Source organism: Synechococcus sp. CS-1332 (assembly GCF_025127995.1).
Taxonomy (GTDB): Bacteria; Cyanobacteriota; Cyanobacteriia; order PCC-6307; family Cyanobiaceae; genus Cyanobium.
On the sequence record NZ_JAHLYP010000052.1, the window covers coordinates 47,131 to 73,711 of the forward strand.

Below are 26,581 nucleotides of genomic sequence, written 5' to 3' on the forward strand. Positions count from 1 at the left end.
CATCATTGCTGTGCCATCACCTAGCGGCGATGGCAATCGCCTTTCATTTTCATGGGGTTCATGAACGGCAACGACAATTCAGGCGGTGAGCCGGGCCCGGGCCCCCTTGTGCCCGGTCTGCCGGAGGCCAGCCAACGGGTGGATGGCACCAACGTGGTGCGGGTGCCCTTCGGGGTGCGCCGGGCCCGGCGCCGTCGTCCCGAACGGCCCGACCACTGGGCCACCCTCGTCCTTCCCTTCCAGACGGGCAGCGGCGGGTCGCCCACGCCGCCCCAGGCGGCCTAGGCCAGCGGCTCAGTAGTTGGCGCCGCTGCGTCGCTGGTGCACGGCGGTGGTGGCGGCCGGATCGAGCAGGTCGCCGCTGAGGGCCTCGGCGTAGAGCAGCCAGTGGTCGCCGCATTCCATCCGTTGGCTGACGCGGGCCTCCAGCCAGGCCAGGGCTTCCGGCAGCAGCGGTTGTCCGCTGGGAGTGGCTTCAAGTTCCAGGCCGGCCAGGCGATCGGCCCCCGGGGGGAAGGGCTGCAGGAACCGCTTCATCGGGCCGCTTTCCTTCCCTGCCGCCAGCACGTTGAGGCAGAAGGCGTCACCCACGTGCAGCAGGCTCTCCATCGCCCGATCCTTGGCCACGGCCACGGTGAAGCCGGGGGGACTGAAGCTGGCCTGGCTGACCCAGCTAGCCACCATCGCGCCGCCGATGGCCTCGGGGCCGTCCCCCTTGCGGGCGAGCACCACGCAAAGGGCACCCACCACCCGGCCGAGGGCCTGGATCGCCGGGTTGGTGCGGCTCTCGCTGAGGCCTCCGCCGGTGCTGCGTCGCTGGGACTGGCGATGTTGGCTGCGCAGGCGGCGGCCCAGGGCGGTGCCGGTTTCCTCCAGGGTGCGCAGGGTGGCCAGATCGGGGCTGAACTTGATCCGGATCGGATCGAAGGCGAACTGGAAGCCGCCGTCGCGGAGCTTGCTTTCGAGCAGGTCGATCGCCTCGCCGCTCCAACCGAAACTGCCGAACACCCCCACAGGCTTGGCCCGGTCACCCTCGGCCAGCACGGTGCCCAGGGCCGAGACGATCGGGGTGGGCGCATGGCCCCCGAGGGTGGGTGAGCCGATCAGCAGGGCGTCGCAGGAGTGGATCGCCTCCAGCAGCTGTTCCGGTGGCGCGAATTCACAGTTGATGCTCTCAACCCGCACACCACTGCGGGCCACCCCCTGGGAGAGGGCGTCGGCGATGGCCGCGGTGTTGCCGTAGGCACTCGCATAGAGCAGCGCCACCGAAAGGCTGGCCCGTTCCTGGCTCTCCCCCCAGCGGCGGTAGTCGGCCAGCAGGCTGCGCCAGCTCTGGGCAATGGCCGGCCCGTGGCCCGGGGCGATGGTGCGGATCGCCATCGCATCGAGACGGTCCACCACCGTTTCCACCTGGCGGGCCATCGGCGCCATCAGGCAGTCGAAGTAGTAGCGGCGGTCCTCCTCGGTGCTGCTGCGACTCGCTTCGGCGAAGTCCTCGGTGCAGAGGTGAGCGGCAAAGAACTTGCCGCTCATCAGCAGCCCGGTGCTGGCCTCGAAGGCCATCAGGCCGCCGGGCCAGCGGGGGGTGGGGGTGGGGATCAGGGTGAGGACATGGCCGTCGGCGAGGGTGCGGCTCGTCTCCTGCTTGACCACCTCGATCGTCGGCAGGGGCACGGTCTCGGCTGGGGCTTCGGCAGCGCCCGAGGGGCCGGGCCGTTGGCGGTTCCAGAGTTCGCCCAGCACCTGGGCCCCTGGATTGGAGGCCACCAGGACCGTTGAGGGCCAGCCGGCGGCGAGCTCCTTGAGGAGGGCCACCCGGTTGGGGTTGACGTGGCCCACCACCACCTTCAAGGGGGCGTCGGCCGGCACCAACAGGGCCAGCTGCTCCAGGAAGGGGGCGGCGAAGGAGGCCCCCGGCGGATGCACCAGAACAGGAGCGCCGCCGGAGGCGCCCTGTTGGAAGAGGAAGCTGTTGGCGGTGGTGCCCCGCTCGAGGCCGTACTCCACCTCGAAACGCAGCCGCCGGGGGCTGAGGCCACGCAGGCAGATCAGGCCGGGTTCGACCGGCAGGGCGATGACGCGCCGATCCGACGCGGATGGGGAGGTGGTCATCAGTAGTGGTTGCCCACTTTGCGGTGATGCACGGCCGTGGCGGCGGTGGTGTCGGCCACGTTGCCCTCCTCCACCACCGCATAGATGATCCAGTGGTCGGGCCCCTCCATGCGCTGGGTCACCCGGCAGCCCAGGTAGGCCAGGGCATCCCCCAGGACCGGACCGCCGGAGGCCACGCCCTCAAGGATGCTCACGCCGGCGAAGCGGTCGGCCCCCGGTGGGAACCGGCGCAGGAAATGGCGCAGCAGGGGCTGGTGGTTGTCCTCCCGCAGCACGTTGAGCACGAAGCGATCGTCCACCTGCATCAGCGCTTCGATGGCCCGGTCCTTGGCGACGGCCACCGTGAGCCCGGGGGGGTCGAAGCTCGCCTGGCTCACCCAGCTGGCCACCATGGCGCTGCTGCGGCTGCCGGCCTCGTCGTCCTGGCGGGCCGTGACGATGTAGAGGCCGCCGCTGAGGCGCCCCAGGGCCTTGTCCAGATCGCCATCGATGGCCTTCATCGCGGCGATGGTCTTCTCCTTGGTGAGCAGCTGGCCCAGGTCGGTGCCGGCCTCCTCGCAGCGCTGGTAGTCGGCGCCGCCGGGAACCTGGCGGATGCGCAGGGGCTCGAAGGCCCATTTCTGGCCCAGGTTGCGCAGCTGGCCGGCCAGGGTGTCGATCGGCTCGTCGTTGCCGCCGAAGGCGTCGTAGCACCCCACCCACTGCTTGGGATGGAGGGCCGCCAGCAGGGTACCGATGGCGGTCTGCAGGTCGGGATCGGGGCTGGCGGGCCAGGTGGGAACCACCACGGCACTCGCCTCGCCGATCAGGGCGGCGAGTTCCTGGGCGTCGGTGGCGCGCAGGTCGACGAGCTGCACCTGGCCGGAGGCCTTGCCCACCCCCCGGGCAATGGCCTGGCTGAGCCGGTCGCAGAAGCCGTACTGGCTCAGGTAACAGACGGCGGCGTAGGCCTCACCGGCGCTGCGCTGGCCACTCCAGTCGCGGTAGTCGCCCACCCAGAGGGGCAGGTGATCCCGCAGCAGGGGGCCGTGGCCCACGGCGATCGTGGTGATCTCCGGCAGCCCCTCCATGCGTTTGAGGGCCTGCAGCACGCTGCGGGCGTTGGGAGCCATCAGGCAGTCGTAGTAGAAGCGGAAGTCCGGGGCGATGGCCCCCGGATCGACATCGAACAGGTCGTCGGAGCAGTAGTGCAGCCCGAAGGCGTCGCAGGTATAGAGGAGGCCGGTGCCGTGATCGAAAGAGAAAATCGTGTCGGGCCAGTGCAGGTTGGGGGCACTGAGGAAGCTGAAGCGATGGGCCACACCACTGCTGGGGTGAACGCCCAGATCCAGCTCATCTCCGCTCTTCACCGCCCGGCTGCGGAAGGGGCGATGCACCTGGTCCTGCAGGTACTGGATCGCCACCTTGGAGCCGACGATCTCGATGTCCGGGTGGCGGTCGATCAGATCGCCGATCAGGCCGGAATGGTCCGGCTCGGTATGGGAGACGATCAGGTGGTCGATCGCGGTGGGTTCGATCAGACCCTCCAGCAGGGGGATCCAGGTGTCACGGAACTTGGCGTGGCTGGTGTCGACCAGGGCCGTGCGCTCGCCCCGCACCAGGAAGGCGTTGTAAGTGGTGCCGTTGCGCAGGCCGAATTCGATGTCGAAGCGGCTGCGGTCCCAGTCGAGGGAGCGGATCGCCGTGGTGTCAGCCGCGATCGGCTCGCACTGAAGGCTGAGGCGGCCAGTCGAGGCCGCCGTGGAGGGCGAGGCGCTGGCGGTGCTGGTGCTCATGGGGTCCGAGTCCTTCCGCAGGCCTGAGACTGTAGGCAAGGCAGCATCCTTTTCGGCGTGTTAGACCACGCAAAGAGCCTTGCTGGGAAAGGGACAATGCGTCAGCGATATCCGACGGTAAGGGGATAGGTGACCACCGCAGACTTGCAACGGTTTCGGCAAGCTTTCCGCCGCCTGGAGGAACGTCTTCAGGAAGCCTCGCGCTCCGACCGGTTCAAGCCTCCGACGGGCCTGGCCACAGCCCGGCTTCGCACGGAGTCCATGGGCGTCTCCGATGGGGTGCTCGGAGAGGTCCTTGACCTGAGCGTGGATGGCATGAAGGTGGCCATCGAGGCTGGCCATGATCTGACCGTTGGCCATCACTGCAGCGTGGTGGTCGGTGACGGGGAAGGAGAGACCTACGACCTGACAGGCATCGTGCGCTGGATCGAAGCCACCAGCTACATCTCAGTGATCGGTCTCTCCCTCAATTCCGCCCGTCGCATCGAGGCGTGATGGCCTCAGTCGGCCACCTTGACACTGACCGTTGTCAGTGACTGCACCTTGGGTGCCGTCACGGTGAGCAGACCATCGCGGTAGTGGGCCTCGAGAGCGTCTCTTTGGATGCCGCCGGGGAAGCGGAAACTGCGGCTCCAGGTGCCGTAGCGGAATTCGCTCAGCAGGGGAGCTCGCCGGTTGCCCTCGGCCGCGGCGGAGGGGTCTCCGGCTGGCTGGTGGGCACGGCGCTCGGCGGTGATGATCAAGGAGCGGTCGGTGGCCTTCACGTCGATGGAGGAGCGGTCGACGCCAGGGAGTTCCAGGGCAATGATGTACGCCGCCTCGGTTTCGTGAACCTCGGCGGCGGGAACCCGTTCGGCTGTCTGCAGCTGTTGCTCCAGCCGGTCGAAGAGATCGAAGGGGGAAGGATGCAAGGTACGCATGATTGGTGCTTCCGAACAACGTGACGGGGATGGCCAGGTGAATTACCATCCGCTCCGTCAATGTGCCCGCCTTGCCCTCAGGCTTGGAGGGGGGGAACCGACGCTCCAGGTTCGGTCCCCCCAACCGGGTTCGGCCTCTTCGCCAAGGGGTGCGGGGAACCGGAATGGGGCGGCTCCAGCCACCACCAGCTGGCAAAGGCGGCCGCCTGGCCGCAGGGTTGGCCGCTGTCATCCCGCAGGGTCCACAGCCGGGCGTTCTCGAGGCGGAAACGGCGGCCGCCGCTGTCGACGCGCGTGCCGGCGTAGCCACTGAGGGCCCTCTGCTGGCGGGCCAGCTCCAGCACGAGGGCCCGGCTCTGACGTTCGGCCGGCTCGGCCGTCAGCCGGGACGGCAGCCCCACCATGGCGCTCCAGGGGCGGCGCCACAGCAACAAAGCGGCGCGGTTGGCGTAGATCAGGCGCGGATCGGCGCTGCCATCGTGGGCCAGCACGACCGTGGCAGCCACGAACAGTTCCTGGGCCGCCTGCAACGGTGAGCGGCCCCATGGCACGCCTGCCATCAATGGCCGCTCAAAGGCCAGGCGGTGGCCAGCCAGGAGGCGCCCGGCGGTGGCAATGGCGGTCTCGCTCAGCCAGGGGGGCGGTTCAGACGGTGGGATGGCTCTGACCTCAGCGACGGGGCTCGCTCTCGTCGGGCATCATCATGCGCATGGCCGCGTCCATTTCCGGGGGGGCCTGGTGCCGCCGGCTGCCGAAGGCGGAGAGCAGCCGGCCCGAGAGCACGCTCTGGAGCAGGGTGGGCTGGTAGGCGAAGCGCTTGCCGATCGAGGCGAAGGTGAAGAACAGCAGCAGGGCGGCGATGACGTTCCTGGCCAGCTGCACGAACCAGTCGTTGAGCCGCTTCATGCCCATGGCATCGGCGCTGTTCTGGTAGCGCTTGATGAAGGGATTGAGGTCGTTGCTGAGCTTGTTTTTAACGACGTCCAGGGGGACGTTGATGCTGGCGGGCAGGGCCGGGGCCTGGCCGGGCAGCAGCCGCACCGCCTTGAGGATGTCGTCGTAGGTGCGGGCGCTCTCGATCGCCCTGGTGGTGGCGATGTAGGCGCTCAGTTCGCTGGTGTCGTTGGCCCTGAACTGGCGCAGCAGGTTGATGCCGCTGTAGATCTGCAGCGGGATCAGCAGCAGGTACCCGAAGGCGATCCAGAAGCTCAGGGGCCGCAGCAGCGCCACACGGCGCCCGATCGGGCGAGAGTGGGGATCGAGCAGCCTGGCCAGCAGCAGCAACACAGCTCCCACCATGGCGATGGGTCCCGAGGCGAGCAGCTTGTCGCTCACGGCCTGCAGCCAGAGAGGATCGATCAGGCGCACCGGCCAGGCCGCGGCGATGATCCCAAGCAGGAACAGGACGAACAGCAGGATTGCCCCCCAGTTGAGGGCGAGGGCGACTTCCTCGACGTAGTTTTCGGCCAGGGGCACCTCCCTGCCCGCTCGCGGATGGGCTTCCGGATTGCGATCGGCCGTGGGCTGGGGGTCGGCTTGGGGGCTCATGGAGAAGGGAGAGAAAGCACCGGAGGAGCGGCTCTGGCCTCAGGTGTGGACGGGCTCAGGTTGTTCGATCGGCGGGCGGATGGCCAGAGTCCACCCATGAAAAAGCCCGGCATGACGCCGGGCTGGAGCCACTGCAGGGGGCGGAATCAGGCCTGGTGGAAGTTGGCAGTGTTGATGCGGCGGCGCAGTTTGCGGGAGAAGCCGAAGGCAGCGGCCGCACCCAAGACGGGCAGGGGGCCGGGCACCGAATCGGTAGGGCCGGGACCCGGAGGACCCACCTCGCGGATCAGCTTGGTGGTGATGGCTGCCTCGAAGGCCCCAAAGTTGGCGGCCTTCTGTACGAACCCAGCCCTAGTGTCACCGTTCAGAGGGGTCACGACGTTGTCCGTGAGGAAGTTGCTGGCGGAGTTGCCCACTCCGAGGCCGTTGATGATGATTTTGCTGGCGACGGCTTGATCCCTCCGGATTCGAGAGCATTCCCCAATGTTGCTGGTTCCGGAGCAGGCCTCACGGTTCCCTTGACCATCGGTGGAAATGTCGATCACCCGACCGTCGGCGCGAGTTGTGAAGTAGTCGTTGGTGTTGATCTCGGTGATCGCGGCGGCCATGCCGCAATCAACGCAGGTGGTGGAGGAGCCCTGGCGCCCCATACCGTCGAGGGCGGTGAGGAAGGTGTTCAGGGAGGTGCCGCCGTTAACCCCGTCAGTGTCGAGACTGGTGATGTGCTGCCAGTCGATCACCGGCGGCGAGAAGGCCGTGTTGCTCCACTGGCCCACGGCGATCGCGAGTCCACCACGACCAAAGGCGAAGGTCTCGGAGATTTTCGCCTGCACGTCCGTGTTGTTGAACGCTGCGATGTAGCCGTCCTTGTAGAGATTGAAGTTGTTGGGGCTGATGCTGCCGGAGACGTCGAGGGACAGGAACAGCTCCTGGAACACCTCGATGGTGCCGACGGCCTGGGCCTGCTGGGCGCCGCCGAACACGGTGATGGCGATGGCTGCAGCAGCAGCTCCTCCTCGGAGCAGGGGCTTGAGGGTGGTTCTCATGGCTGAAAAGAGGGGGGACGGTGTGGTGTTCCGTGGATCCAGAACCTGCCTGAAGCCAGGCAGTGCACAGGGCCTCCGAGGAGGTGAGCGACCAACGCTGGAAAGTTAGCACCGGGTGATAGAAAATTCACCTGATGGCCATGAACTTAACAAAGCCTTAAAAGGCCGGGGCCTTGGCGGTTCAGCCGTCCGCTTCGTTGCCGGTGGCCATCGCCCGGGCCATGGCGAGCTGGCCCATCCCGGTCCCGTGGGCCTTGAGGGTTTCGAGAAAGAGCTGGTTGGCCTCCGGGAAGCGGGGCTCCTCGGCCAGGGGCAGGGGGCCGGCGCCATCGAGGCCGGATTCCCCTTCCATGGCCGGCGTGATCACCACCAGATCGGGATCGAGGGGGGCGTCGTAGCGCCACCAGCGGGCCGGATCGGCGATGGCGGGATGGGTCGGATGGGGCGCATGCTCCACGGGCGCCACCACCCCCTCCCTGCGGCGCTTGGCCAGATCACCCAGCAGCTGGCTCCGGGTGCGGCCCCGCAGCTGGAACAGCACAAACGGGTCCTCGCTGAAGCGATCGCCCATGAGGTAGTACACGGCGCTGATGTGCTTGCAGGGATTGGCCTTGTCGGGGCAGCTGCACTCGCTGCGCACCTCCTGGAGCTTGAAGGGGAACAGCCGCTTGCCGCTGGCGGCAAAGGCCCTCTCGATGTCGGCGGGCATGATCCCAGCCAGCAACTGGGCCGACCAGCGGGCCTTCTGGCTCAGGGCCTCGAGCACATAGCCCCAGTCCTCGTCGTTGAGCACGTCGAGCCAGAGCTTCACCTTGTAGGGATCCGGGTCGGTGCCCTGCACCCGGGCGTGGACCCGGCGACCCTCGAAGCGAATCGAGACGACGTTGCCTTCCCGGGCGTAGGTCCAGGCGCGCTCGAGGCGTTTCTTGAAGCGGTAGGAATGGATCAGCTCCATCCACTGCTCCACCCACCAGGGTTGTTGCCCCAGACCCTGCTGCCCCAGCTGGGTGGTGATGGCGCCATTGGCGCCGGGGAAGGAGCTGGTCATGCCGCCGGCCTCAGGGCCCCATCCTGACGCCTACCGGACCCACTGGCCTAGGTTGTCGCGACGCAGGGCTTGGAGTCCTTGAATCGCATCACGTTCGGAGCCGGCGACGGTTTTCACAGTCTTTTAAGGGCAAGGGTTCACAACCACTTCGAGAGCACGGGCCAGGAGCGACGCGATTCGCTGGCCATGGTGGTCAAATCGGCCGTGATCCTCGGCTGGTTCGTTCTGACCTACTGGTTGCTCGTTTTCCAGGTCAGGAGCTGGCCGGGGGCGGTGGCCCTTTCGGCCTGCCTCGGCCTGGCGATCGCCGCCATCGGCTTCAACATCCAGCACGACGGTGGCCACGGCGCCTACTCCCGCCACCGCTGGATCAACAAGGCCGCTGCCATGACGCTCGATCTGCTGGGCGGCAGTTCCCTGATCTGGGCCCACAAGCACAACGGCCTGCACCACACCTTCACCAACATCTCCGGCCACGACGACGACATCAATCTCGGCTTGCTCGGACGCCTCTCGCCTCACCAGCCCCACCGCTGGTGGCACCGCTGGCAGCACCTCTATCTCTGGCCCCTGTACGGAATGCTGCCGATCAAGTGGCAGTTCTTCGATGACTTCGCCGATCTGGCCAGCCGGGGCCGCGGCGACCATTCCCTGCCACGGCTGACCCCTGCCGACTGGCTGCTGGTCGTGGCCGGCAAGGTGATTTTCTTCTCCCTGGCCTTTGCGCTGCCCCTGCAGCGCCATTCCTTCGCTGTGGTGATCGGCTGCTATGTGGTGACCGCGATGGTGCAGGGAATCGTGCTGAGTGTGGTGTTCCAGCTGGCCCACTGCGTGGAGGAGGCCGATTTCCCCGAAGCTGCAGCCAGCAATGCCGGCATGGGCCCCTGGGCCGACCACCAGCTGGCCACCACGGTGGATTTCAGCCGCTCCAATGGCGTGCTGAGCTGGCTGCTCGGGGGGTTGAACTTCCAGGTGGAGCATCACTTGTTTCCCCGCATCAGCCACGTCCACTACCCCCAGCTCTCCGCCATCGTTGAGCAGACCTGCCACGACTGCGGCGTTCCTTTCCGTACGCACCGCTCCTTCCTCGCCGGTGTGGCCTCCCACTACCGCTGGTTGCGCCGCATGGGTCAGACGCCTGCCGCCGCAGCCCCCCTGGCCCTGCCATTGCTACTGCCCGTGATGGCGGAGAAGCAAAAAGCTCTCCTGTCCAGCCGCTGAGCCTGGTTTCCCCTCAGCGTTTCACCAGCCTCAGAGGCCGTCCTCCAGGGCCACCAGATCCCTGAGCTGGCCGACATCGAAGCCACCGAGCCATTCCTCGCCGCTGCCGACGATGTCGGCGGCCAGCTTGGATTTCTCCTCGATCATGCGGTCGATCTTCTCCTCCACTGAACCCCTGGTGATGAATTTGTGTACCAGCACCCGGTTGGTCTGGCCGATTCGGTAGGCCCGGTCGGTGGCCTGGTTCTCCACCGCCGGGTTCCACCAGCGGTCGATATGGAACACGTGGCTGGCCCGGGTGAGGTTGAGGCCGACGCCGCCGGCCTTCAAGGAGAGCAGGAACAACTGGGGACCGCGGGGATCCTCCTGGAAGCGGTCGACCATCGCCTGGCGGTCGGTCTTGCTGCTGCCGCCATGCAGGAACGGCACATCCTGGCGCCAGCGCTGTTCCAGGTAGGCCTTGAGCAGGTGGCCCCATTCGGCGAACTGGGTGAACAGCAGGGCCCGATCGCCTGCTTCGATCACCTCCTCGAGGATCTCCTCCAGCCGCAGCAGCTTGGCGCTGCGGCTGGCGAAGCCGTTCTCCACCCGGCCCTCCTTGAGGGCCAGGGCCGGGTGATTGCAGATCTGCTTGAGCCGGGTCAGCAGGGCCAGCACCTGGCCATGGCGCTGCCCCAGGGGGGCGCGGGCGATCGCGTCGAGGCTGTCGTCGACGGTCTGGCGGTAAAGCTTCGTCTGCTCCGCCGACAGGCCCACCCACTCGCGCAGTTCCACCTTCTCCGGCAGGTCGGAGATGATCGAGCGGTCGGTCTTGAGCCGCCGCAGGATGAAAGGCCCGACCCGGGCCTTGAGATCCCTCAGGGAACTCATGTCGCCGTAGCGCTCGATCGGCAGGCGGTAGCGCTGGCGGAAGAAACCTTCCTCCCCCAGCACCCTGGGGTTGAGAAAGTCCATCAGGGCCCAGAGCTCGCTCACCCTGTTCTCCACGGGGGTGCCGGTGAGGGCGATGCGGAAGCGGCCCTGCTTGCCGGGGCGGGCCAGGTCGCGGGCCGCCTGGCTCTGCTTGGCCGATGGGTTCTTGATCGCCTGGGCTTCGTCGATCACCATGCCCTGCCAGTCAATGCTCTCCAGCAGTTCGCTGTCGCGCTGCAGCAGCCCGTAGCTGGTGAGCACTAGGTCCACCCCCTCCAGGGCCTTGGCCAGCTTCTCCGGGGTGGAGGGCCGGCGGGGGCCGTAGTGCTCCCGCACCTCCAGATCCGGCGTGAAGCCCGCCGCCTCCCGCTTCCAGTTGGTCAGCACCGAGGTGGGAGCCACCAGCAGGACAGGACGCTTGAGCTCCTGCTCCACCTTGAGGTGCTGCAGGAAGGCCAGCAACTGGACCGTCTTGCCCAGGCCCATGTCGTCGGCCAGGCAGGCGCCCTGGTCGAAGCGGTGCAGGAAGGCCAGCCAGCCGAGGCCCCGCTCCTGGTAGGGCCGCAGCTGGCCAGCGAAGCCCTCCGGTGCCGGCAGGGGATCCGGGGCCTTCTGCTGGTGGTACTGCTCCAGGACGGCTTGCAGCCTGGGCCCGGCGGTGAAGCGATGCACCGGCAGCCGCATCAGGGTGTCGCCGTCGCTGGCCGTCAGCCGCAGGGCATCGTCGAGGCTGAGGTTGGGATCGGCGGCGCAGAAGCGCTCGGCATTCTTGAGATCGCTGGGGCGCAGTTCGATCCAGACCCCCTTGTGCTGCACCAGCGGGCTGCGCTTGGCGGACAGGCGCTCGAGGTCCTTCAAGTTGAGTGTGACGCCGCCGATCATCAGCTCCCATTTCCACTCGAGGCTTTCCCCCAGGGAGAAGCCGCGGGAACGGTCGGGCAGCTCGGCCTCGATCGAGAGGCCCAGGCGGCTGGCCAGGCCACCACTGAGGCTGGCGGGCAACACCACGCCCACCCCCACGTCGCGCAGCTGGGTGGCGGCGGTGCGCACCAGCACGAACGCCTCTGCCGGGGTGAGCTGCATGGCTTCGGGGGCCGCGGTATCGAGGCCCCGTCCGATCGGTTCGAACACCTGCAGGGCCCGGCCCATGCCTTCCAGCAGCAACTGGCCTGGTTCGGCCACCTCCACTTCTCCCAGCTGGAGCCTGCCGTCGCCCGCATTCCAGACCGTGCGGGCCGGCATGCGCAGGCTGGGATCGGCCTCGGCCTGCAAGGAGAAGCGCAACTCCCAGAGTTCCCCGCCCTCCTCGGGGGTGAACAGCTCCAGGCAGGTCCTGGCCGGCGCCACGCGCCCCGCCACCGCTTCGCGCCAGTGGTGGGTGGCCACGGCCAGCCGTTCCCGCTCCTCCTCATCCAGCTCGAGCCGGCCGGGGCCGGGGCCGAGGGCCTTCTGCCAGGCGCCCAGCAGGGGATCCAGGCCCTTGGCATCGGGCCGGAAGCCGCTGCGCAGCTGGCCATCGAGGAGGGCTTCCAGCAGGCTGGCCACCCGCAGCCGGCCGCTGCCAGGTCGGCGGCAAGCCAGCCCCAGTTCCCCGGTAGCCCCGGCGGCCATGGCGCAGGTGGCCACCTGGGGCAGCCGGATGGAAAGTTCCTCCAGCCGGCGCCGGTCCCCTTCGCGGTTGAGCAGAGGCAGCCAGCGGGCCCGGTCCTCCTCCACCTGGGGCAGCCAGCGGCCCCGGGCGATCAGGCTCAGGGCCCAGCGCTCCAGGTGGCTCCACCAGCGCAGATCGTCCGCCAGGCCAGGATCGTCGCCCGCGAGAGGCAGCCCGGCGAGCCATTCGCCGGCCCCGGCGGGATCGAGGGCCAGGCCCTCAACCCGCCAGGGCCACCACTGCACCTCCTTCGGGATCGGCTCACCCGCCTGCAGCGGCAGACCGCTCCAGGCGGCCAGCCCCTCACTGGCTGCCTTGCGGCGACCGCGGGCCCCCTGGCTGCGGCTGGGCAGGGTGAGCAGAGCCTCCGCCGGGCGGAAGGCTTCCGACCAGAGGCCGTGGTCATCCAGCCAGGCACCCAGATCGTCGACGTTGAGGGACAGGGGATGGTCGGGAACGGTGCGCAGCGGCGCCACCGGAGTGGCAACCCGCCAGGTGTCGGCCCAGAGCAGCAGTCGGCCCCCGGCCCCTTCCGGCGGAAACAGCCAGGTGGCATGCAGGAGACTCATGGCCGCAGGGCGGGCAGGAGACGTTGGGCGCCCCTCAGCAGCAGGGCACTGCCGATCAGGGGAAGCCAGAGCGGCAACCAACCACGCATCAGGTCGACGATGGCCTCAGCCACGCTGTGTGCCAGGGGCTGGTGGAGCAGGGAATGGATCTCCGGGACGGGCAAGGTCAGGGAGGTGACCAGCACGGGTCCCCCCAGGCTGCGGATGCCGCACACGGCTCCCACCAGCCCGGCCGCCAGGTGCTCGTCGTCCGGATCGACCCGCTGCAGGTGGAAGGCCAGCAGGCCGTAGAAGAAGCCACAGCCCGCCGACCGCAGCCCGCTCTCCAGACCGGCCGGCAGGCCGATGAGGGTGGCGGCGAGTCCGCCGAGCAGCGCCCACGACAGGGACTGCAGCCGCAGACGGGCACGGGAATCGTCGGACGCCTGGGTCAACGACAAGGCCTTGGCGATGGGCCGATCATGCCTGACCATCGGCCGTCTTACATTATTCGTTGATGCTGGCCATGCCAGCGGTTCAACCAGCACAGTTCTTTTTCGGCCTTTCATCCATCCCTGGCGCGGTCACCGGACGTTGCTCCGATCACGGCCATGGGCGGAGTCCTGGTTTTTGCCAGGGGTCCGGGCTTCCCATCACGGCAGGCAACCCCCTTGACCGCCGCCCATCCGCCACCGCACGCCTCCGACGCCCACCAGGCGAGACGCGCGCTGCCGGAGATGCTCCAGATCGCCACGGCCATCAGCGGGGCGCTCAACCTCCCCGCCCTGCTGCGGCAGATCCTCTCCAGTGCCAGGGATCTCACCCTCAGCGATGCCGGCAGCATTTACCTGGTGGAAGAGGAGAAGGGAGAGAAGCGACTCTGGTTCACGGCCTTCCAGAACAGCTCCCTGGCGGCCCGCGGGGCCGGCATCGATTCCAGCCTGCTGGATGTGCGCTTCCCGATCACCCCCGAGCGACTCGTTGGCTGGACGGCCCTGCATGGCGAGGTGCTGAATCTGCCGGATGTGTACGCGATTCCCACCGACCGTCCCTACCGCTTTGACGCCGGTCTTGATCGCCGCACGGGCTACCGCGCCGTGTCGATGCTGGTGGTGCCACTGAGAACCATGGCCGGGGACGTTGTGGGAGTGATGCAGCTGATCAACCGCAAGCGGGAGTCCGCTGCGTTGATCACCCCCGAGACGGCCACCGACCTCGTGCGTCCCTTCGATGCCGGCGACCAGCAGCTGATCGAGGCCCTGGCGGCCCTGGCGGCCGTCTGCGTCGAACGCACCCGGGCCCTGGAGGGGCAGCAGCGGCAGATCGATTCGATGATCGCCTTGCTGGCGGGGGCGATCGACGCCCGCAGCACCCATACCGGCCGTCATTGTTCCAGGGTGCCGGAGCTGGCCCTGCTGCTGGCTGAAGCGGCGGAAGCCACCCAAGAGGGGCCTCTGGCCCCGTTTCGCTTCAGCGGAGAGGCGGAGCGCCGGGAATTCCGCACGGCGGCCTGGCTGCACGACTGCGGCAAGATCGTGACCCCTGAGGCGGTGGTGGAAAAGGCCACCAAGCTGGACGCCCCGACCAACCGGATTCATGAGATCCGCACCCGCTTCGAGGTGCTGCTGCGGGATGGACGCATCGCCATGCTCGAGGGCCTGCTGGCGGGCGGTGACCCTGAAACCCTGCAGCGGGACTATGCACAACTGGAGCAGGAACTGCAGCGTGATTTCGCCTGTGTGTCCCGCTGCAACGTGGGCAGCGAAGGCACCGATCCAGAGGATCTTGCCCAGCTCCAGCAGCTGGCGGGGCGCCACTGGTGGCGCCATTTCGACGACCGACTGGGGCTGGGCTGGGAGGAGCAGGCCAGATACAGCGATCACTCCGAGCCCCTGCCGGCCCCCGCGACCCTGCTTTGCGATGCCCACCACCACCGTCTCCCCAGGCCCGCCGCCGAGGTGCCGGAGGCCAGGTGGGGCTTCAACCTGGCGGTGCCGGAACTGCTCTACAACCGCGGCGAGCTCTACAACCTGTCGGTGGCCAGGGGCACGCTCACCCCCGAGGAGATCTACAAGATCCGCGAACACATGATCCATACGATCGTGATGCTGGAGAGCATGGCCTTCCCCCCGTCGATGGATCGGGTCGCCGAGATTGCCGGAGGGCATCACGAAACCCTTGATGGCCGGGGCTACCCGAGGGGACTGACGGCGGAACAGCTGTCGATCCCGGCCCGGATTCTGGCCATCGCCGACATCTTCGAGGCCCTCACCGCCGCCGATCGCCCCTACAAGCAGGGGATGCCCCTGTCCCAGTCCCTGGGGATCCTGGCCGGCCTGCGGGACCGTGGCCGCATCGATGCGGACCTGTTCGATCTTTTCCTGGGCTCCGGGGTTTACCTCACCTATGCCCAGCGATTCCTGGCTGCCGACCAGATCGATCCGGTGGACCTGGACGCTCTGCTGCAGGCCGGTTCCCGAAAGTCCTGAGGATCGCAGGCTTCGGCCACCTCTGCCGATGCCATGGTGGGAGATGGGGCAAGCAAGGGCGCCCACTTTCTGGTATCTGTTGCTACCTAATGCCTGACCATCTTCGGGATGAACTGCTGCTGCAGGGTGCCGATCGCCATCCCAACGTCATCCAGGAGCTGCTCGGCGAGCTGTACGACTCCTTCTCCGGGGTCCGGGAAGGCAGGGTGGCGGACTACATCCCCGAGCTGGCCAACGCCTGCCCCGACGATTTCGGCATCGTCATCGCCACGTCGGGTGGGCGGATCTATGAGATCGGTGACACCAGGAAGGAGTTCACGATTCAGTCGATCTCCAAGCCCTTCATCTATGCACTGGCCCTGAAGACGCTCTCGTTCGACTTCATGGCCAGCAAGATCGATGTGGAGCCCTCAGGGGAAGCCTTCAACGCCATCAGCCTCGACCCTGACTCGGGCAAGCCCCGCAATCCGATGATCAATGCCGGGGCGATCGCCGCCTCCGCCCAGATCTGTGACGCCGATCCCACCGGCGCTGTTGAGCTGCTGCTGGAGTATTTCGAGGAACTGGCCGGTCGGCGCCTGACGATCAATGAAGACGTCTACCGCTCGGAGAAGGAAACGGGACACCGCAACCGCGCCATCGGCCACCTGCTGCGCAACTTCAACATCATCGAGTCCGACCCTGAACCGGCCCTCGATCTCTATTTCCGCCAGTGCGCCATCTCCGTCACCTGTCGTGATCTGGCCGTGATGGCCTCCACCCTGGCCTGCCAGGGCCGCAATCCCTTCACCGGTGGCCAGCCCCTGTCGTACGACATCACCGTTCGGGTGTTGGCCCTGATGGGCACCTGCGGCATGTATGACTTCGCGGGCCAGTGGCTCCATGACGTCGGCATTCCGGCCAAGAGCGGGGTCGCTGGAGGGGTGATGGCGGTGATCCCGGGACGGCTCGGCATCGCCACCTACTCGCCTCCCTTGGACAACTTCGGCAACAGTGTCCGGGGAGTGGCGGTCTGCCGCCAGTTATCGGTGGGGGTGGGCCTGAGTCTGTTCAATCAGTACTACCAGGCCGATGCCACCATCCGCCGTTCCTACCAGGGGTCCCAGCGAAAATCGCGACGCTGGCGCAGTGATCGGGAGCTGGAGATCCTGGCGCCCCACCGGGATGAGGTGCGCATCATCCACGTGCAGGGAGTGCTCGATTTCGGCGGCATCGAGCAGCTGGCCTCCGAACTGGTGCGGCTCAGCAACGACGTGCGCATCCTCATCCTCGATCTGGCCCACGTGACCGAGTGCCCGATGGAGTCCTCAGGCCTGCTGGATCGTCAGCTCTGTTCGATCGAGGACGATGGCGTTGAGATCCTCCTCTCCCGCGCCGGTCGGCTGCCCCTGGTCTCCAAGCCCGACTGGAACATCACCGATCGGATCGACGCCTACGAGCATCTGGATTCGGCCCTCGAAGCCGCCGAAGAACTGCTCCTGACGTGGTATGACCCGCCGACCGAAGTGGGTGCCAGTGACGCGGGCGACGACGTCGGAGAGCAGGGCTTTCTGGCGCCCCTGGGCGTGGAGCATCGGCGGATCCTGGTGGATTGCATGGCCAGGCGAGCGTTTGTGGCCGGTGATTTCGTGATCCGTCGCGGGGATCCCGGTGACGAGCTGTTCCTGGTGCGTTCCGGCTCCTTCGACATCGCCCTCGACATCAAGACCGGTGATGGGGTCTCCCACTCCACCCGGCTGGCCACCTTCGGCCCGGGGCTCTGCTTCGGGGAGATCGGCTTCGTGGCCCAGACACCCCGCACCGCCGACATCATCGCCACCCGGCCCGGCGAGTGCTGGGTGTTGCACCGCAGCGACTTCGAGGCCCTCAGTGCCAGCCATCCTGACGTGGTGATCGCCCTGCTCAAGGCCCTCACCTGCGACATCGGCGCCAAGCTCAGCCAGACAAGCGTCCAGCTGACGCTGATGGAGCACTACTGAGCTCCCGCCGGGCTCCGGCGCTGGGCGATCATGCCTGTCCCAGGACTCTCCCTGCGTTCTCGTCATGGCTGCCGACCCCACCCGCCCCAGGCCTCGCAGCGGGGCCGAGATCCGTGAGGCCTTCCTCTCGTTTTACGAAGAACGGGGCCACCGGCGGATGGCGAGTGCCTCCCTGGTGCCCGAGGACCCCACGGTGCTGCTCACCATCGCCGGCATGCTGCCGTTCAAGCCGGTGTTCCTCGGCCAGGCGGCGCCACCGGCGCCCCGGGCCACCAGCAGCCAGAAGTGCATTCGCACCAACGACATCGAGAACGTGGGCCGCACCGCCCGGCACCACACCTTCTTCGAGATGCTGGGGAATTTCTCCTTCGGCGACTATTTCAAGGAGCAGGCGATCGCCTGGGCCTGGGAGCTCATCACCGAGGGGTTCGGACTCGATCCGGCCCACCTGGTGGTCAGCGTCTTCCGCGACGACGATGAGGCGGCCGCGATCTGGCGTGACGCCGTGGGGGTGAATCCGAAGCGGATCATCCGCATGGACGAGGCCGACAATTTCTGGGCCTCGGGCCCCACCGGCCCCTGTGGCCCCTGCTCGGAGATCTACTACGACTTCCACCCCGAGCGGGGCGATGACGCCATCGATCTCGAGGACGACGGCCGCTTCATCGAGTTCTACAACCTGGTGTTCATGCAGTACAACCGCGACGCGGCCGGTGCGCTCACGCCCCTGGCCCGGCGCAGCATCGACACCGGTATGGGCCTGGAGCGCATGGCCCAGATCCTTCAGAAGGTCCCGAACAACTACGAAACCGACCTCATCTATCCCCTGGTCGAGGCAGCCGCGGCGCTGGCGGGGCTGGACTACCCCGCCCTAGACACCCGCGCCCAGACCTCCCTCAAGGTGATCGGTGACCACAGCCGGGCCATCACCCTGCTGATCGCCGATGGGGTCACCGCTTCCAACCTGGGCCGGGGCTACGTCCTTCGCCGCCTGCTGCGTCGTGTGGTGCGCCATGGCCGCTTGCTGGGCATCGACCGCCCTTTCCTGGTGGCGATGGGGGAGGCGGCGATCGCCCTGATGGCCGCGGCCTACCCCCAGCTATTGGAACGGCGGGAGGTGATCCTGGCCGAGCTGGTGCGGGAGGAGGCCCGCTTCCTGGACACCCTGGAGCGGGGCGAGAAGCTGCTGGCCGAGGTGCTCGCCACCCGGCCGGAGCGCATCAGCGGCGACGCCGCCTTCGAGCTTTACGACACCTACGGCTTCCCCTTGGAGCTCACCGAGGAAATTGCCGAGGAGCACGGCCTGACGGTGGACCTGGAGGGTTTCGAGGCGGCTATGGAGCGCCAGCGGCAGCGGGCCAAGGCGGCGGCGGTGAGCATCGATCTCACCCTCCAGGGTGCGATCGACCAGGTGGCCGCGGCCTTGGCGCCCACCCACTTCCGTGGCTACGAGGCCCTCGATCAGGCGGCCTGCGTGCTGGCCCTGGTGGTGAACGGGGAACCGGCCACCCTCGCCACCGCCGGCGATGCGGTGCAGATCGTGCTCGACAGCACGCCGTTCTACGGCGAATCCGGCGGCCAGGTGGGCGACCGGGGGCTGCTGCTGGCCGGTGACGCGGGCGTTGAAGCTGGCCTGATCGTGCGCATCGATGCGGTCAGTCGCAACCGCAGCGTCTTCGTGCATGGCGGCCGCATCGAGCGTGGCACCTTGGCGGTGGGCGAGGTGGTGCAGGCCCGGGTGGATCGCAGCTGCCGCCGCCGCGCCCAGGCCCACCACACCGCCACCCACCTGCTGCAGGCGGCCCTCAAACAGGTGATCGGCGACGGGGTGTCCCAGGCGGGCTCCCTGGTGGATGTCGACCGGCTGCGCTTCGACTTCCACTGCCCCCGGGCCCTCACCCCGGCCGAACTGGAGCAGATCGAGGACCTGGTCAACGGCTGGATCGCCGAGGCCCATCCCCTGGAGGTGGGGGAGATGGAACTGGAGCGGGCCCGGGCCGCCGGCGCCGTGGCCATGTTCGGCGAGAAGTATGGCGAGGTTGTGCGGGTGGTGGATGTGCCCGGCGTCTCGATGGAGCTCTGCGGTGGGACCCATGTGGCCAACACCGCCGAGATCGGCCTGTTCCGGATCGTGGCCGAGACGGGCGTGGCGGCGGGCATCCGCCGCATCGAGGCGGTGGCCGGTCCCGCCCTGCTCCCCTACCTGAGGGAGCGCGACCGGGTGGTGAGGGAGCTGGCCGATCGCTTCAAGGCCCAGCCCGCTGAGATCCTTGAGCGCGTCGCCGCCCAGGCCGAAGAACTGCGGGCCACCGCCAAGGAGCTGGCGGCGGTGCGCGGCGCGTTGGCGGTGGCCAAGGCCAGCGCCCTTGGGGAGCTGGCTGAAACGATCGGCTCCCATCGGCTGCTGGTGCAGCGACTGGATGGCGTCGATGGCGCCGGCCTCCAGGAGGCGGCCCAGTGCCTGCAGCAGCAGCTCGGTGTGGGGGCGGCCGTGGTGCTCGGCGGTCTGCCGGACCCGGCGGAGCTGGGCAAGGTGATGCTGGTGGCGGCTTTCGGTGCCGCGGTGGTGGCCTCCGGCGCCAAGGCGGGAGCCTTCATCGGTGGCATTGCCCAGCTCTGTGGCGGCGGTGGCGGCGGCCGTCCCCAGCTGGCCCAGGCCGGCGGGCGCGACGGCGCGGCCCTCGATGGGGCGCTGGTGGAGGCCCGCCGGCGGCTGCTCGACCAGCTGGGAGGGGTCTGAAGCCCAGCCTCTGACGCTCAGAAGCGGACATTCACCTTGGTGTAGAGCCCCTGCCCCAGTAGCCAGTCATTCCAGACGCCGAGGTTGTCGGTGGTGGAGAAGGGTTTGGCCCAGCCCAGCTCCACCGTCCAGTTGTTGTTGGCCAGCCAGCGCAGCAGCACCCCGCCGGCCCCCACCGTGTCGCCGAAGGAGCCACCGTTGAAGTTGGTGCGGATGCCTCCGGCGCCCATGAAGGGCACGAGCTGGAGGGCACTGGTCTTGCCGTTCCAGAAGGTCCACACCGCTTCGGTGCTGGCCAGCCAGCCGCTGTCGCCGCTGATCAGCTGGCCGGGGAGACCACGCAGCCCCACATCGGAACCGAGGGTGAACTGCATCGAGGAGGTCAGCGGGGCAAAGGCCAGCTGGGCGGCGGTGCGCAGGTTGATCTGCCAGCGGGGGGTCACGGTCCAGGAGCCGGAGAGGAAGCCCCCGATGGCGGTGGCCCCACCGATGGCGATGCCTGCTTCCGCCAGTTGCTGGCGCTGGATGGCCGGGGTCGCTGCCGTGACGCCCTGCAGCAGGTAGGCACTGCCGTTCCAACCCAGATGGCGGCCGGTGCCGCTGCCGTTGACCCCGAAGCGCAGGTAGCCGCCGGCAGGGCTGCGAACACTTTCGGGCACGCCGGCCGGCAGGGCGGTGTCCTGCTCATAGGTGGTGCTGCGGCTGTTGCTGTAGCCGGCGAAGAGGCTCCAGCGCTGGCTGAGGGATTCGCGGAACACCCATTCGAACTGGGCCAGGGCCTGGAACTGGCTGGTGGAGAACCCATCCACCGGCGACGGCAGCTCCACCAGGTTGCGGCGGCTGAAACCGAAACCACCGGTGAGGCTGAAGGTGTCGCTGAAGGGGTAGGTGTAACTCACCGAGGCGATGGCCGCCCCCAGTTCGGGGGTGTCGGTGGCATCAAGCTCGCCGTAGATCAGCAGGGTGTCCCCTCGCCGCAGCAGGCTGGGTTTGAGCAGCGTGGCCACGGCCCGGAACTCGCCGGAGCCGCTGGTGCCGTCGTTGCGCAGCGCCAGATCCCCTTGCCAGGGTTCGCGGGCCGGCTCCACCGCGACCCGGAACACCCCTTCGGAGGGATCACTGCCCAACCGTGCCAGGGTGCCCCGCACGCTCTCGATGCCTGGTTGCCGCTTGAGCAGTTGTAGTTGCTGCTCCACCGTGGACAGCCGCAGGATCTGGCCGCGCAGGGGGCGCAACAGCCGCTCGACGCGACGGTTCAGCCGGGGATCGCCGCCGGACACCTGGATCCCGACGACACGACCCTCCACCACATCGAGATAGCCCGGGGCCGGCTCGCCCACCACGTAGACGCGGCTGCTGACATACCCATCGAAGACAAGCCGGGTGCTGAGGGCGACGGCGCAGGCCTTGAGCCGCTCCAGCGGATCGGCGATCCTGCTGCACTCGGCCAGGATCTCGCGCACCTGAAGAGGGCTGTAGAGCGTCAGCCCGCGGATCTCCGGCAGTGGGCCCGCTGGCTGCTGGGTCCCGGGAGCAGGTGTGGGAGGGGGTGGCCTGGTGCCATCGGGCTCGGACACCGGCGTTTCCAGGGGCCGGATGTCGACGGGGGCGGGCGGTAGTGGTTCGGAGGGGACCGGCCGCTCAAACTGACGCGAAGGGCCTGGCAACCGGATCGGGCCGTCCTGCAGGGGAGGGGCCACCAACTGGGCGAGAAGGAGCAGCATCAGTGAAGGCCGTGTTCTCGCTCAGAAAGACAGGCTGGTAGCGTTCTTAGATGTTGATGAGGTCAGGTGGAGTAGCACCTGATGCGTGTCTGATGGCAAAGGGATTGGTTCTAATGTTTTCGCCTGGAAAACTTACCCACCCATCAGCGTTGTGGGCAGGAATTTGAGTAGCAACAGATACCAATGTCCCAGTGAGTTGGCCCGGAAGGGCTGGTCGGGTTCGTCTCCTGTCCTGAAATCCACGCGTTGGCTCGCCCCGCTGAGGCTTGTCGCTCTGCTGGGGCTGGCGACCACGCCTGTCGCCGCCGGCGAGATCTCCGCGACTGGTGGTCCCCTGGGGCTGGGCAGCGTCGTGAATGGCCGTCCAGGAGGCAGTTGCTTCGGCGGTGCCTGTGCGATCCAGGGGGGCACCTCCGCCGGGGCCAATCTCTTTCACCGCTTCTCCGCCTTCGATACCCGCGGTGGCATCACCGGCGTCAGCCTCGACGTGGCGGGCCATCGCAACGTCATGGTGGGCGTCACCCATCCCCTCGGCAGCTTCATCGATAAGGCCATAACCCTGAGCGGTCCGGCCAACCTCGTCTGGCTCTCACCGGGGGGAATCCGGTTCAGTGGTTCCGGCACCTTCAACAATGTTCAGCAACTCAACCTGACCACCGCCACCGGCCTGCGGGTGGGAGAGGGTCGTTTTGATGCGAACGGCACCACGGCCGCGGCCGCCGCCTCCCTGGCTGGAGCGCCCTTCCTGGGCCTGTCCGGGCTCAGCACCGACCCGTCCACCCTGAGCCAGCTTGGTCTTACCGCCCAGGGGGACCTGGCCATCGAGGGCGGCCTGCTCACCGTGGAGGGCGGATTGCTGCTGGATGCCCAGGGAGGCCACGTTCTGCTGGGGGGATCACGGCTTCAGGCCCCCGGGGGTCAGGTGGCCCTCCAGGGCCAGCAGGTGGCGCTTCAGAACAGCACGGTGGATGTTTCCAACCCGGCCGGCTCTGGCGGAAGCATCAGCCTCACCGGGAAACAGGTTTCTCTGGCCGGATCCAGCCTTCTGGCGACAGGCCGCACGGCGGGAGGTGTCGTGCAGGTCGGTGCCGACCCCCTGGGGACCGCGACCGCGTTGACCACCACGGTGGATGCGTCCTCCGTTCTCCGGGCTGATGCCACCACGGCTGGCCGTGGCGGACGCCTCTTGGTCCTTGGCAAGGACGTGGCTGAAGTGCATGGTGCCGTCAGCGCCAGGGGTGGTCCTCAGGGAGGCGATGGGGGGTTCGTAGAGACCTCGGCGGGTTGGCTGGCACTCTCCACAGCGCCGGATCTCTCGGCACCCAGGGGGCGAGGTGGAACCTGGCTGATCGATCCCCGCGACATCGAGATCGTCCCCTCCGGCACTGGGGGTGGCTCGCCTCCCGGAGGCACCTCGGTGGGTCCTCCCGGCTCTCCGTCGCGTATCGATGTCGGGCTCATCAACACGGCCCTCAATAGCGGGCAGACGGTGATCGTGGACACGACCGATCCCGTGGGCACCCAGCCGGGGACCATTTCCCTGCTGGCCTCGGTCGAGAAAACGGCTGGTGCGAACGCCAGCCTGGATTTGAGGGCCGACGGCAACATCCTGATCGACGTTCCGGGTGTGGACCCAGTCGCCTTCTCGAACACCTCCACGCTGGGACGTCTGGATGTCGATCTCTGGTATCAGAAAACAGCTGATGCCTCCACACCTGCGGGTTCGATCAGCTGGCAGAAGGGCGCGGTTGATATCAACACCGGCACGCTCAAAACCTTTCAGGGGGCATCCCGTATTGATGGCAACATCGAACTCACTGGTGCCGTTGAGCCCTTCAAACTTCTTTCGGGCACGGTTCGCACCGGAGAGTTTGGTTGGAGTCCAACCAGTCTGGGGGAGGTTCAGCTCTCCCTGTTTGGCAGCCCGAAACCTGCGACTCTGGATATCTCCAGGCGTTACGTTCAAGGTCCCGGTCGCACCGTCACAGCCTTTGCCACGTCACTTCTGAAAATTGGTCCTTCAGCCCAGAGCAGCCTGATCGACGGTGCCATTTTCAGGGATGCCACGCCGATCATCACGACCTTCATCCGAGTTGCTGATGGTGCCACCCTCGCCCTGAACCAGGCGACCATCAATGGTTCCAATCTGGCCGTTGATAACGGGGCGCAGCTGCTTCTGTCGGGATCCAACCAGGTGACGGGCCTTGGCGGTGCCGGATCGATTCTGATCGCTCCCAACAGTACGTTGAATCTGCAGAGTTCGACCATTTCCCCGGGCACTTCGGTTGTTCTGCAGGGCAATGGTTCGGCCAGGCTGTTGATTGACAGTGCCACGTTCAGGAATGATGGAACCCTCCAGGGCTCCGGTGAGATTGAGGTGGGTGCCGGCGGTCTGGGGACGTTCACCAATGGCGGCTCGCCTGCGCCAGGGGCACCGGTGGCGGTGCTTGATCCCATTGGATCGCTCCGCATTCGTGCCGCAAGTCTGCGGCTGGAGGCCAACAGCCAGCTCCTTTTCGATCTCTCCACCGACGATCAGCTCTCTGTTTTCGGTGACACGGTTCTTGGCGGTGGCTTGGAGGTGGTCTCTCCGCCGATCGTCGGAGTCCCCACCCCCTATGAGTTGATCCGGGCCCGCAGCATCACCGGTGCCTTCGCGCCAGGCCAGATCTTCCTGCCGATCGGTTTTGATCTTCAGGGTGTGGTGACGACAGGCGATCCGCAGTTGCCGGTCTCCTTAGGCGGAAGCCTGGCGGCAACCCTTCCCCCGCCCTTGGCACCCATCGACCCGCCCTTCACTCCCACGCCAATCCCGCCCCAGACGGTGACGGCACCCCCGGACCCGACACCGTCTTCTCCGCCGAGCCCCGCGCTCCAACTGCCCGATCTGGGGTTTCGCATCTTTCCCTCCGCCCAGACGACTCCCTTAGGTTCGAATCTCATCGCCAGCCGGCGCGGGGTGGGTTCTGATTCTCTGGCGGTGAACCTCTCGGAAGCTGATTTCAGTCTGGCCGGGGGCGCCAGCACCACACCGGGCTCCCTCAGCATCACCACCTCCACCCTTGCTTCGGACAAGGTGACGGCCGCGATTTCGGATGGGGAGCAACGGCGCACGGAGGACGTGAAAAGGACGCTTGGGGATGTGGGCAAGGCGGCAGATTCCAACGGAACCCTTCGCCTTGAGGAATTGCAACGACTGCTCAGCAAGGCCTCCCAGAAGGGGGACAAGGACGACGAGCGCTTCAACCCGGCGGTGCTGATGATCTCCTTCACCGAACAGAAGCAGGTGGCGGGCCAGGAGACGTCCGTTGCGGGTCAGGAGGCGAAGGCCCCAGTTGACACCGAGAAGAAACCGACCAATTCATTCCTTGATCTGATCCTGCTCAGCCGCAAGGGTGAGCCGTTCGGCAAGCGGGTTGAGCTGTCACGGGAGCGCTTCGGCGACCAGCTGCGGGCGCTTTACCGGCAACTGGCCCGCCTCGAACCTCTGCAGGTGGAGAACCCTGAGTCCCCGTCCAGGCAGATCCACCGGGCCCTGATCGCGCCCGTGGCCGAGGAGCTCAAGGCCAAGGGCATCACCACCCTGGTGATCGCCGCCGATCGCGGCCTGCAGGGCCTTCCTTTCGCGGCCCTGCATGACGGCGCCAGCTATTTCGGTGACCAATTCGGCTTCTCGATCACCCCGTCCCTCAACCTCACGTCCTTCGGCCCTCCCCGGCTGACAAGGGGTCGGATGCTGGCCGCTGGGGCCTCGGAGTTCGAAGGACTCAGCCCCCTCCCCCTGGTGCCCGAGGAGCTGGCCGGCATCCCGGATGGGGTCGGCATCGACCGCTTCCTGAACAAGGCGTTCACCCCGGAGGTGCTGCTGAGCCAGGCGGCCGACCCGCGTTACGAGCGGCTGCACGTGGCCACCCATGCGGAGTTCATGCCAGGCGGACCGTCGCAGGCACGCATCTTCACTGGAACCGGCTCCGTCAGCCTTCAGGAGTTCGCCGGCCTGCGGCAGCAACGCAGTGGCAGTCCGCTTGAACTGTTCGTGCTGAGCGCCTGTCGCACGGCCCTGGGGGATAGCGACAGTGAGCTCGGTTTTGCAGGACTGGCCCTGCAGGCGGGATCACGCAGTGCGATCGGCACCCTCTGGTACGTGGACGATGTCGCCACCTCCGCCTATTTTCTGCAGCTCTATCGCTATCTCGATCAGGGCGTCCAGAAAGCCGATGCCCTGCGGGCCACCCGGCAGGCGATGGCCACTGGCAAAGTGCGGCTTGAGGGCGATAAGGTCATCGGGTCCGATGGTGTCCCCCTACTCACCGAATTGACACCTTCCCAGCGGCGCCGCATCGCGTCAGGCATGGCCCACCCTTACTTCTGGGCCGGGGTTCAGCTGATTGGAACCCCCTGGTGAACCATCGACAACGGCTGTCTTGGCTTGCTTCCTTCCCCCTTCCTGTCCCACCTGTGGTGGGTCTCCACGGTCCACCCAGTTCCTCATTCAGTGCCTGATCTTCCAGCGGTCTTCAACGTCTTTCTGATGCTGGCGATGGCCCATTTCCTCGGGGATTTCGGGCTCCAAAGCGATCGCATGGCGAGGGAGAAGTGTCCAGGTTGCGGGGTGACCCTTGGGTGGGGCTGGTGGCTCACCTCCCATGCCGCCATCCATGGCTTTCTGGTGGGCATGGTCACCCAATCTCCCATTTTGGGTGTGGCAGAATGGGGTGTGCATCTGTTGATCGACTTCGGCAAATGCCGACGTCTGTGGACTCTGTCCATTGATCAGGCGCTTCACATCATCTGCAAGTTCCTCTGGGCCTGGCTGGCGATTCGGCAGGCCTCCACACCACTCTGGTTCCAATGAAGAGAAAGGTTGC

Annotated in this window: 18 protein-coding genes; 8 read left to right on the forward strand and 10 right to left on the reverse strand. The window is 67.3% G+C overall.

Going from position 1 to position 26,581, the window contains the following annotated elements; genetic code table 11:
- Nucleotides 1-60 precede the first annotated feature (60 nt).
- Complete coding sequence (locus KQ305_RS13575; RefSeq protein WP_259725931.1) at nt 61-285, forward strand: hypothetical protein; 225 nt, start codon at nt 61-63, stop codon at nt 283-285.
- A gap of 9 nt (nt 286-294) precedes the next feature.
- On the opposite strand, the gene KQ305_RS13580 is transcribed toward KQ305_RS13575, so the two are convergent.
- Together KQ305_RS13580 and KQ305_RS13585 are read right to left on the reverse strand one after the other, a co-directional pair.
- Nucleotides 295-2,112, reverse strand: coding sequence for a diflavin flavoprotein (locus KQ305_RS13580; protein ID WP_259725932.1), 1,818 nt, complete (start codon nt 2,110-2,112; stop codon nt 295-297).
- Nucleotides 2,112-3,887: a diflavin flavoprotein gene (locus KQ305_RS13585; protein ID WP_259725933.1), complete on the reverse strand. Its 1,776-nt coding sequence runs from the start codon at nt 3,885-3,887 to the stop codon at nt 2,112-2,114. The genes KQ305_RS13580 and KQ305_RS13585 overlap by 1 nt, the downstream gene beginning before the upstream one ends.
- A gap of 261 nt (nt 3,888-4,148) precedes the next feature.
- Here KQ305_RS13585 and KQ305_RS13590 point away from each other — a divergent pair, with 261 nt between their 5' ends.
- Entirely contained in the window at nt 4,149-4,382 is a 234-nt protein-coding gene (locus KQ305_RS13590; protein WP_259725934.1) for a PilZ domain-containing protein, read from the forward strand.
- Between the two features lie 5 nt (nt 4,383-4,387).
- On the opposite strand, the gene KQ305_RS13595 is transcribed toward KQ305_RS13590, so the two are convergent.
- The 5 genes from KQ305_RS13595 to KQ305_RS13615 form a co-directional block, all read right to left on the reverse strand.
- The gene (locus KQ305_RS13595) at nt 4,388-4,807 is read right to left on the reverse strand and encodes an Hsp20/alpha crystallin family protein (RefSeq protein ID WP_259725935.1); all 420 of its coding nucleotides are present in this window, start codon (nt 4,805-4,807) and stop codon (nt 4,388-4,390) included.
- Nucleotides 4,808-4,884: 77 nt separating this feature from the next.
- Nucleotides 4,885-5,466: an MEKHLA domain-containing protein gene (locus KQ305_RS13600; protein ID WP_311134362.1), complete on the reverse strand. Its 582-nt coding sequence runs from the start codon at nt 5,464-5,466 to the stop codon at nt 4,885-4,887.
- A 10-nt stretch (nt 5,467-5,476) separates the two neighbouring features.
- The gene (locus KQ305_RS13605; RefSeq protein ID WP_259725936.1) at nt 5,477-6,355 is read right to left on the reverse strand and encodes a hypothetical protein; all 879 of its coding nucleotides are present in this window, start codon (nt 6,353-6,355) and stop codon (nt 5,477-5,479) included.
- A gap of 146 nt (nt 6,356-6,501) precedes the next feature.
- Complete coding sequence (locus tag KQ305_RS13610; protein ID WP_259725937.1) at nt 6,502-7,401, reverse strand: DUF1194 domain-containing protein; 900 nt, start codon at nt 7,399-7,401, stop codon at nt 6,502-6,504.
- A 181-nt stretch (nt 7,402-7,582) separates the two neighbouring features.
- Entirely contained in the window at nt 7,583-8,449 is an 867-nt protein-coding gene (locus tag KQ305_RS13615; RefSeq protein WP_259725938.1) for an SWIM zinc finger family protein, read from the reverse strand.
- 78 nt (nt 8,450-8,527) lie between these two features.
- Here KQ305_RS13615 and KQ305_RS13620 point away from each other — a divergent pair, with 78 nt between their 5' ends.
- The gene (locus KQ305_RS13620) at nt 8,528-9,670 is read left to right on the forward strand and encodes an acyl-CoA desaturase (protein ID WP_259725939.1); all 1,143 of its coding nucleotides are present in this window, start codon (nt 8,528-8,530) and stop codon (nt 9,668-9,670) included.
- Between the two features lie 30 nt (nt 9,671-9,700).
- Here KQ305_RS13620 and KQ305_RS13625 read toward each other — a convergent pair whose 3' ends face one another.
- Together KQ305_RS13625 and KQ305_RS13630 are read right to left on the reverse strand one after the other, a co-directional pair.
- Nucleotides 9,701-12,802 (reverse strand): DEAD/DEAH box helicase, encoded by a 3,102-nt coding sequence (locus tag KQ305_RS13625; protein ID WP_259725940.1) that lies wholly within the window; start codon nt 12,800-12,802, stop codon nt 9,701-9,703.
- Nucleotides 12,799-13,275 (reverse strand): hypothetical protein, encoded by a 477-nt coding sequence (locus tag KQ305_RS13630; RefSeq protein ID WP_259725941.1) that lies wholly within the window; start codon nt 13,273-13,275, stop codon nt 12,799-12,801. Before KQ305_RS13630 ends, KQ305_RS13625 begins: the two co-directional genes overlap by 4 nt.
- A gap of 243 nt (nt 13,276-13,518) precedes the next feature.
- Between KQ305_RS13630 and KQ305_RS13635 the strand changes: the two genes are divergently transcribed.
- The 3 genes from KQ305_RS13635 to alaS all read left to right on the forward strand — a co-directional run bounded on the left by KQ305_RS13635 (nt 13,519) and on the right by alaS (nt 19,989).
- Nucleotides 13,519-15,270: an HD family phosphohydrolase gene (locus KQ305_RS13635; protein ID WP_259725942.1), complete on the forward strand. Its 1,752-nt coding sequence runs from the start codon at nt 13,519-13,521 to the stop codon at nt 15,268-15,270.
- An 89-nt stretch (nt 15,271-15,359) separates the two neighbouring features.
- A complete protein-coding gene (gene glsA, locus KQ305_RS13640; protein WP_259725943.1) occupies nt 15,360-17,249 on the forward strand; it encodes a glutaminase A in 1,890 nt (629 codons plus the stop codon).
- A 64-nt stretch (nt 17,250-17,313) separates the two neighbouring features.
- On the forward strand, nt 17,314-19,989 hold the full coding sequence (gene alaS / locus KQ305_RS13645) for an alanine--tRNA ligase (RefSeq protein WP_259725944.1): 2,676 nt from the start codon (nt 17,314-17,316) through the stop codon (nt 19,987-19,989).
- A gap of 17 nt (nt 19,990-20,006) precedes the next feature.
- Here alaS and KQ305_RS13650 read toward each other — a convergent pair whose 3' ends face one another.
- Entirely contained in the window at nt 20,007-21,713 is a 1,707-nt protein-coding gene (locus KQ305_RS13650; RefSeq protein ID WP_259725945.1) for a ShlB/FhaC/HecB family hemolysin secretion/activation protein, read from the reverse strand.
- Nucleotides 21,714-21,909: 196 nt separating this feature from the next.
- On the opposite strand from KQ305_RS13650, the gene KQ305_RS13655 reads away from it, so the two are divergent.
- Together KQ305_RS13655 and KQ305_RS13660 are read left to right on the forward strand one after the other, a co-directional pair.
- Entirely contained in the window at nt 21,910-26,118 is a 4,209-nt protein-coding gene (locus KQ305_RS13655; protein ID WP_259725946.1) for a CHAT domain-containing protein, read from the forward strand.
- A 90-nt stretch (nt 26,119-26,208) separates the two neighbouring features.
- The gene (locus KQ305_RS13660) at nt 26,209-26,568 is read left to right on the forward strand and encodes a DUF3307 domain-containing protein (protein ID WP_311134359.1); all 360 of its coding nucleotides are present in this window, start codon (nt 26,209-26,211) and stop codon (nt 26,566-26,568) included.
- The last annotated feature ends 13 nt before the right edge of the window (nt 26,569-26,581 follow it).

Bases quoted from the DNA above. Each gene is read 5' to 3' on its own strand.
- KQ305_RS13575 (WP_259725931.1), top strand. From the start codon at position 61: ATGAACGGCAACGACAATTCAGGCGGTGAGCCGGGCCCGGGCCCCCTT.
- KQ305_RS13580 (WP_259725932.1), bottom strand. From the start codon at position 2,112: ATGACCACCTCCCCATCCGCGTCGGATCGGCGCGTCATCGCCCTGCCG.
- KQ305_RS13585 (WP_259725933.1), bottom strand. From the start codon at position 3,887: ATGAGCACCAGCACCGCCAGCGCCTCGCCCTCCACGGCGGCCTCGACT.
- KQ305_RS13590 (WP_259725934.1), top strand. From the start codon at position 4,149: ATGGGCGTCTCCGATGGGGTGCTCGGAGAGGTCCTTGACCTGAGCGTG.
- KQ305_RS13595 (WP_259725935.1), bottom strand. From the start codon at position 4,807: ATGCGTACCTTGCATCCTTCCCCCTTCGATCTCTTCGACCGGCTGGAG.
- KQ305_RS13605 (WP_259725936.1), bottom strand. From the start codon at position 6,355: ATGAGCCCCCAAGCCGACCCCCAGCCCACGGCCGATCGCAATCCGGAA.
- KQ305_RS13610 (WP_259725937.1), bottom strand. From the start codon at position 7,401: ATGAGAACCACCCTCAAGCCCCTGCTCCGAGGAGGAGCTGCTGCTGCA.
- KQ305_RS13615 (WP_259725938.1), bottom strand. From the start codon at position 8,449: ATGACCAGCTCCTTCCCCGGCGCCAATGGCGCCATCACCACCCAGCTG.
- KQ305_RS13625 (WP_259725940.1), bottom strand. From the start codon at position 12,802: ATGAGTCTCCTGCATGCCACCTGGCTGTTTCCGCCGGAAGGGGCCGGG.
- KQ305_RS13630 (WP_259725941.1), bottom strand. From the start codon at position 13,275: ATGGTCAGGCATGATCGGCCCATCGCCAAGGCCTTGTCGTTGACCCAG.
- KQ305_RS13635 (WP_259725942.1), top strand. From the start codon at position 13,519: ATGCTCCAGATCGCCACGGCCATCAGCGGGGCGCTCAACCTCCCCGCC.
- glsA (WP_259725943.1), top strand. From the start codon at position 15,360: ATGCCTGACCATCTTCGGGATGAACTGCTGCTGCAGGGTGCCGATCGC.
- alaS (WP_259725944.1), top strand. From the start codon at position 17,314: ATGGCTGCCGACCCCACCCGCCCCAGGCCTCGCAGCGGGGCCGAGATC.
- KQ305_RS13650 (WP_259725945.1), bottom strand. From the start codon at position 21,713: ATGCTGCTCCTTCTCGCCCAGTTGGTGGCCCCTCCCCTGCAGGACGGC.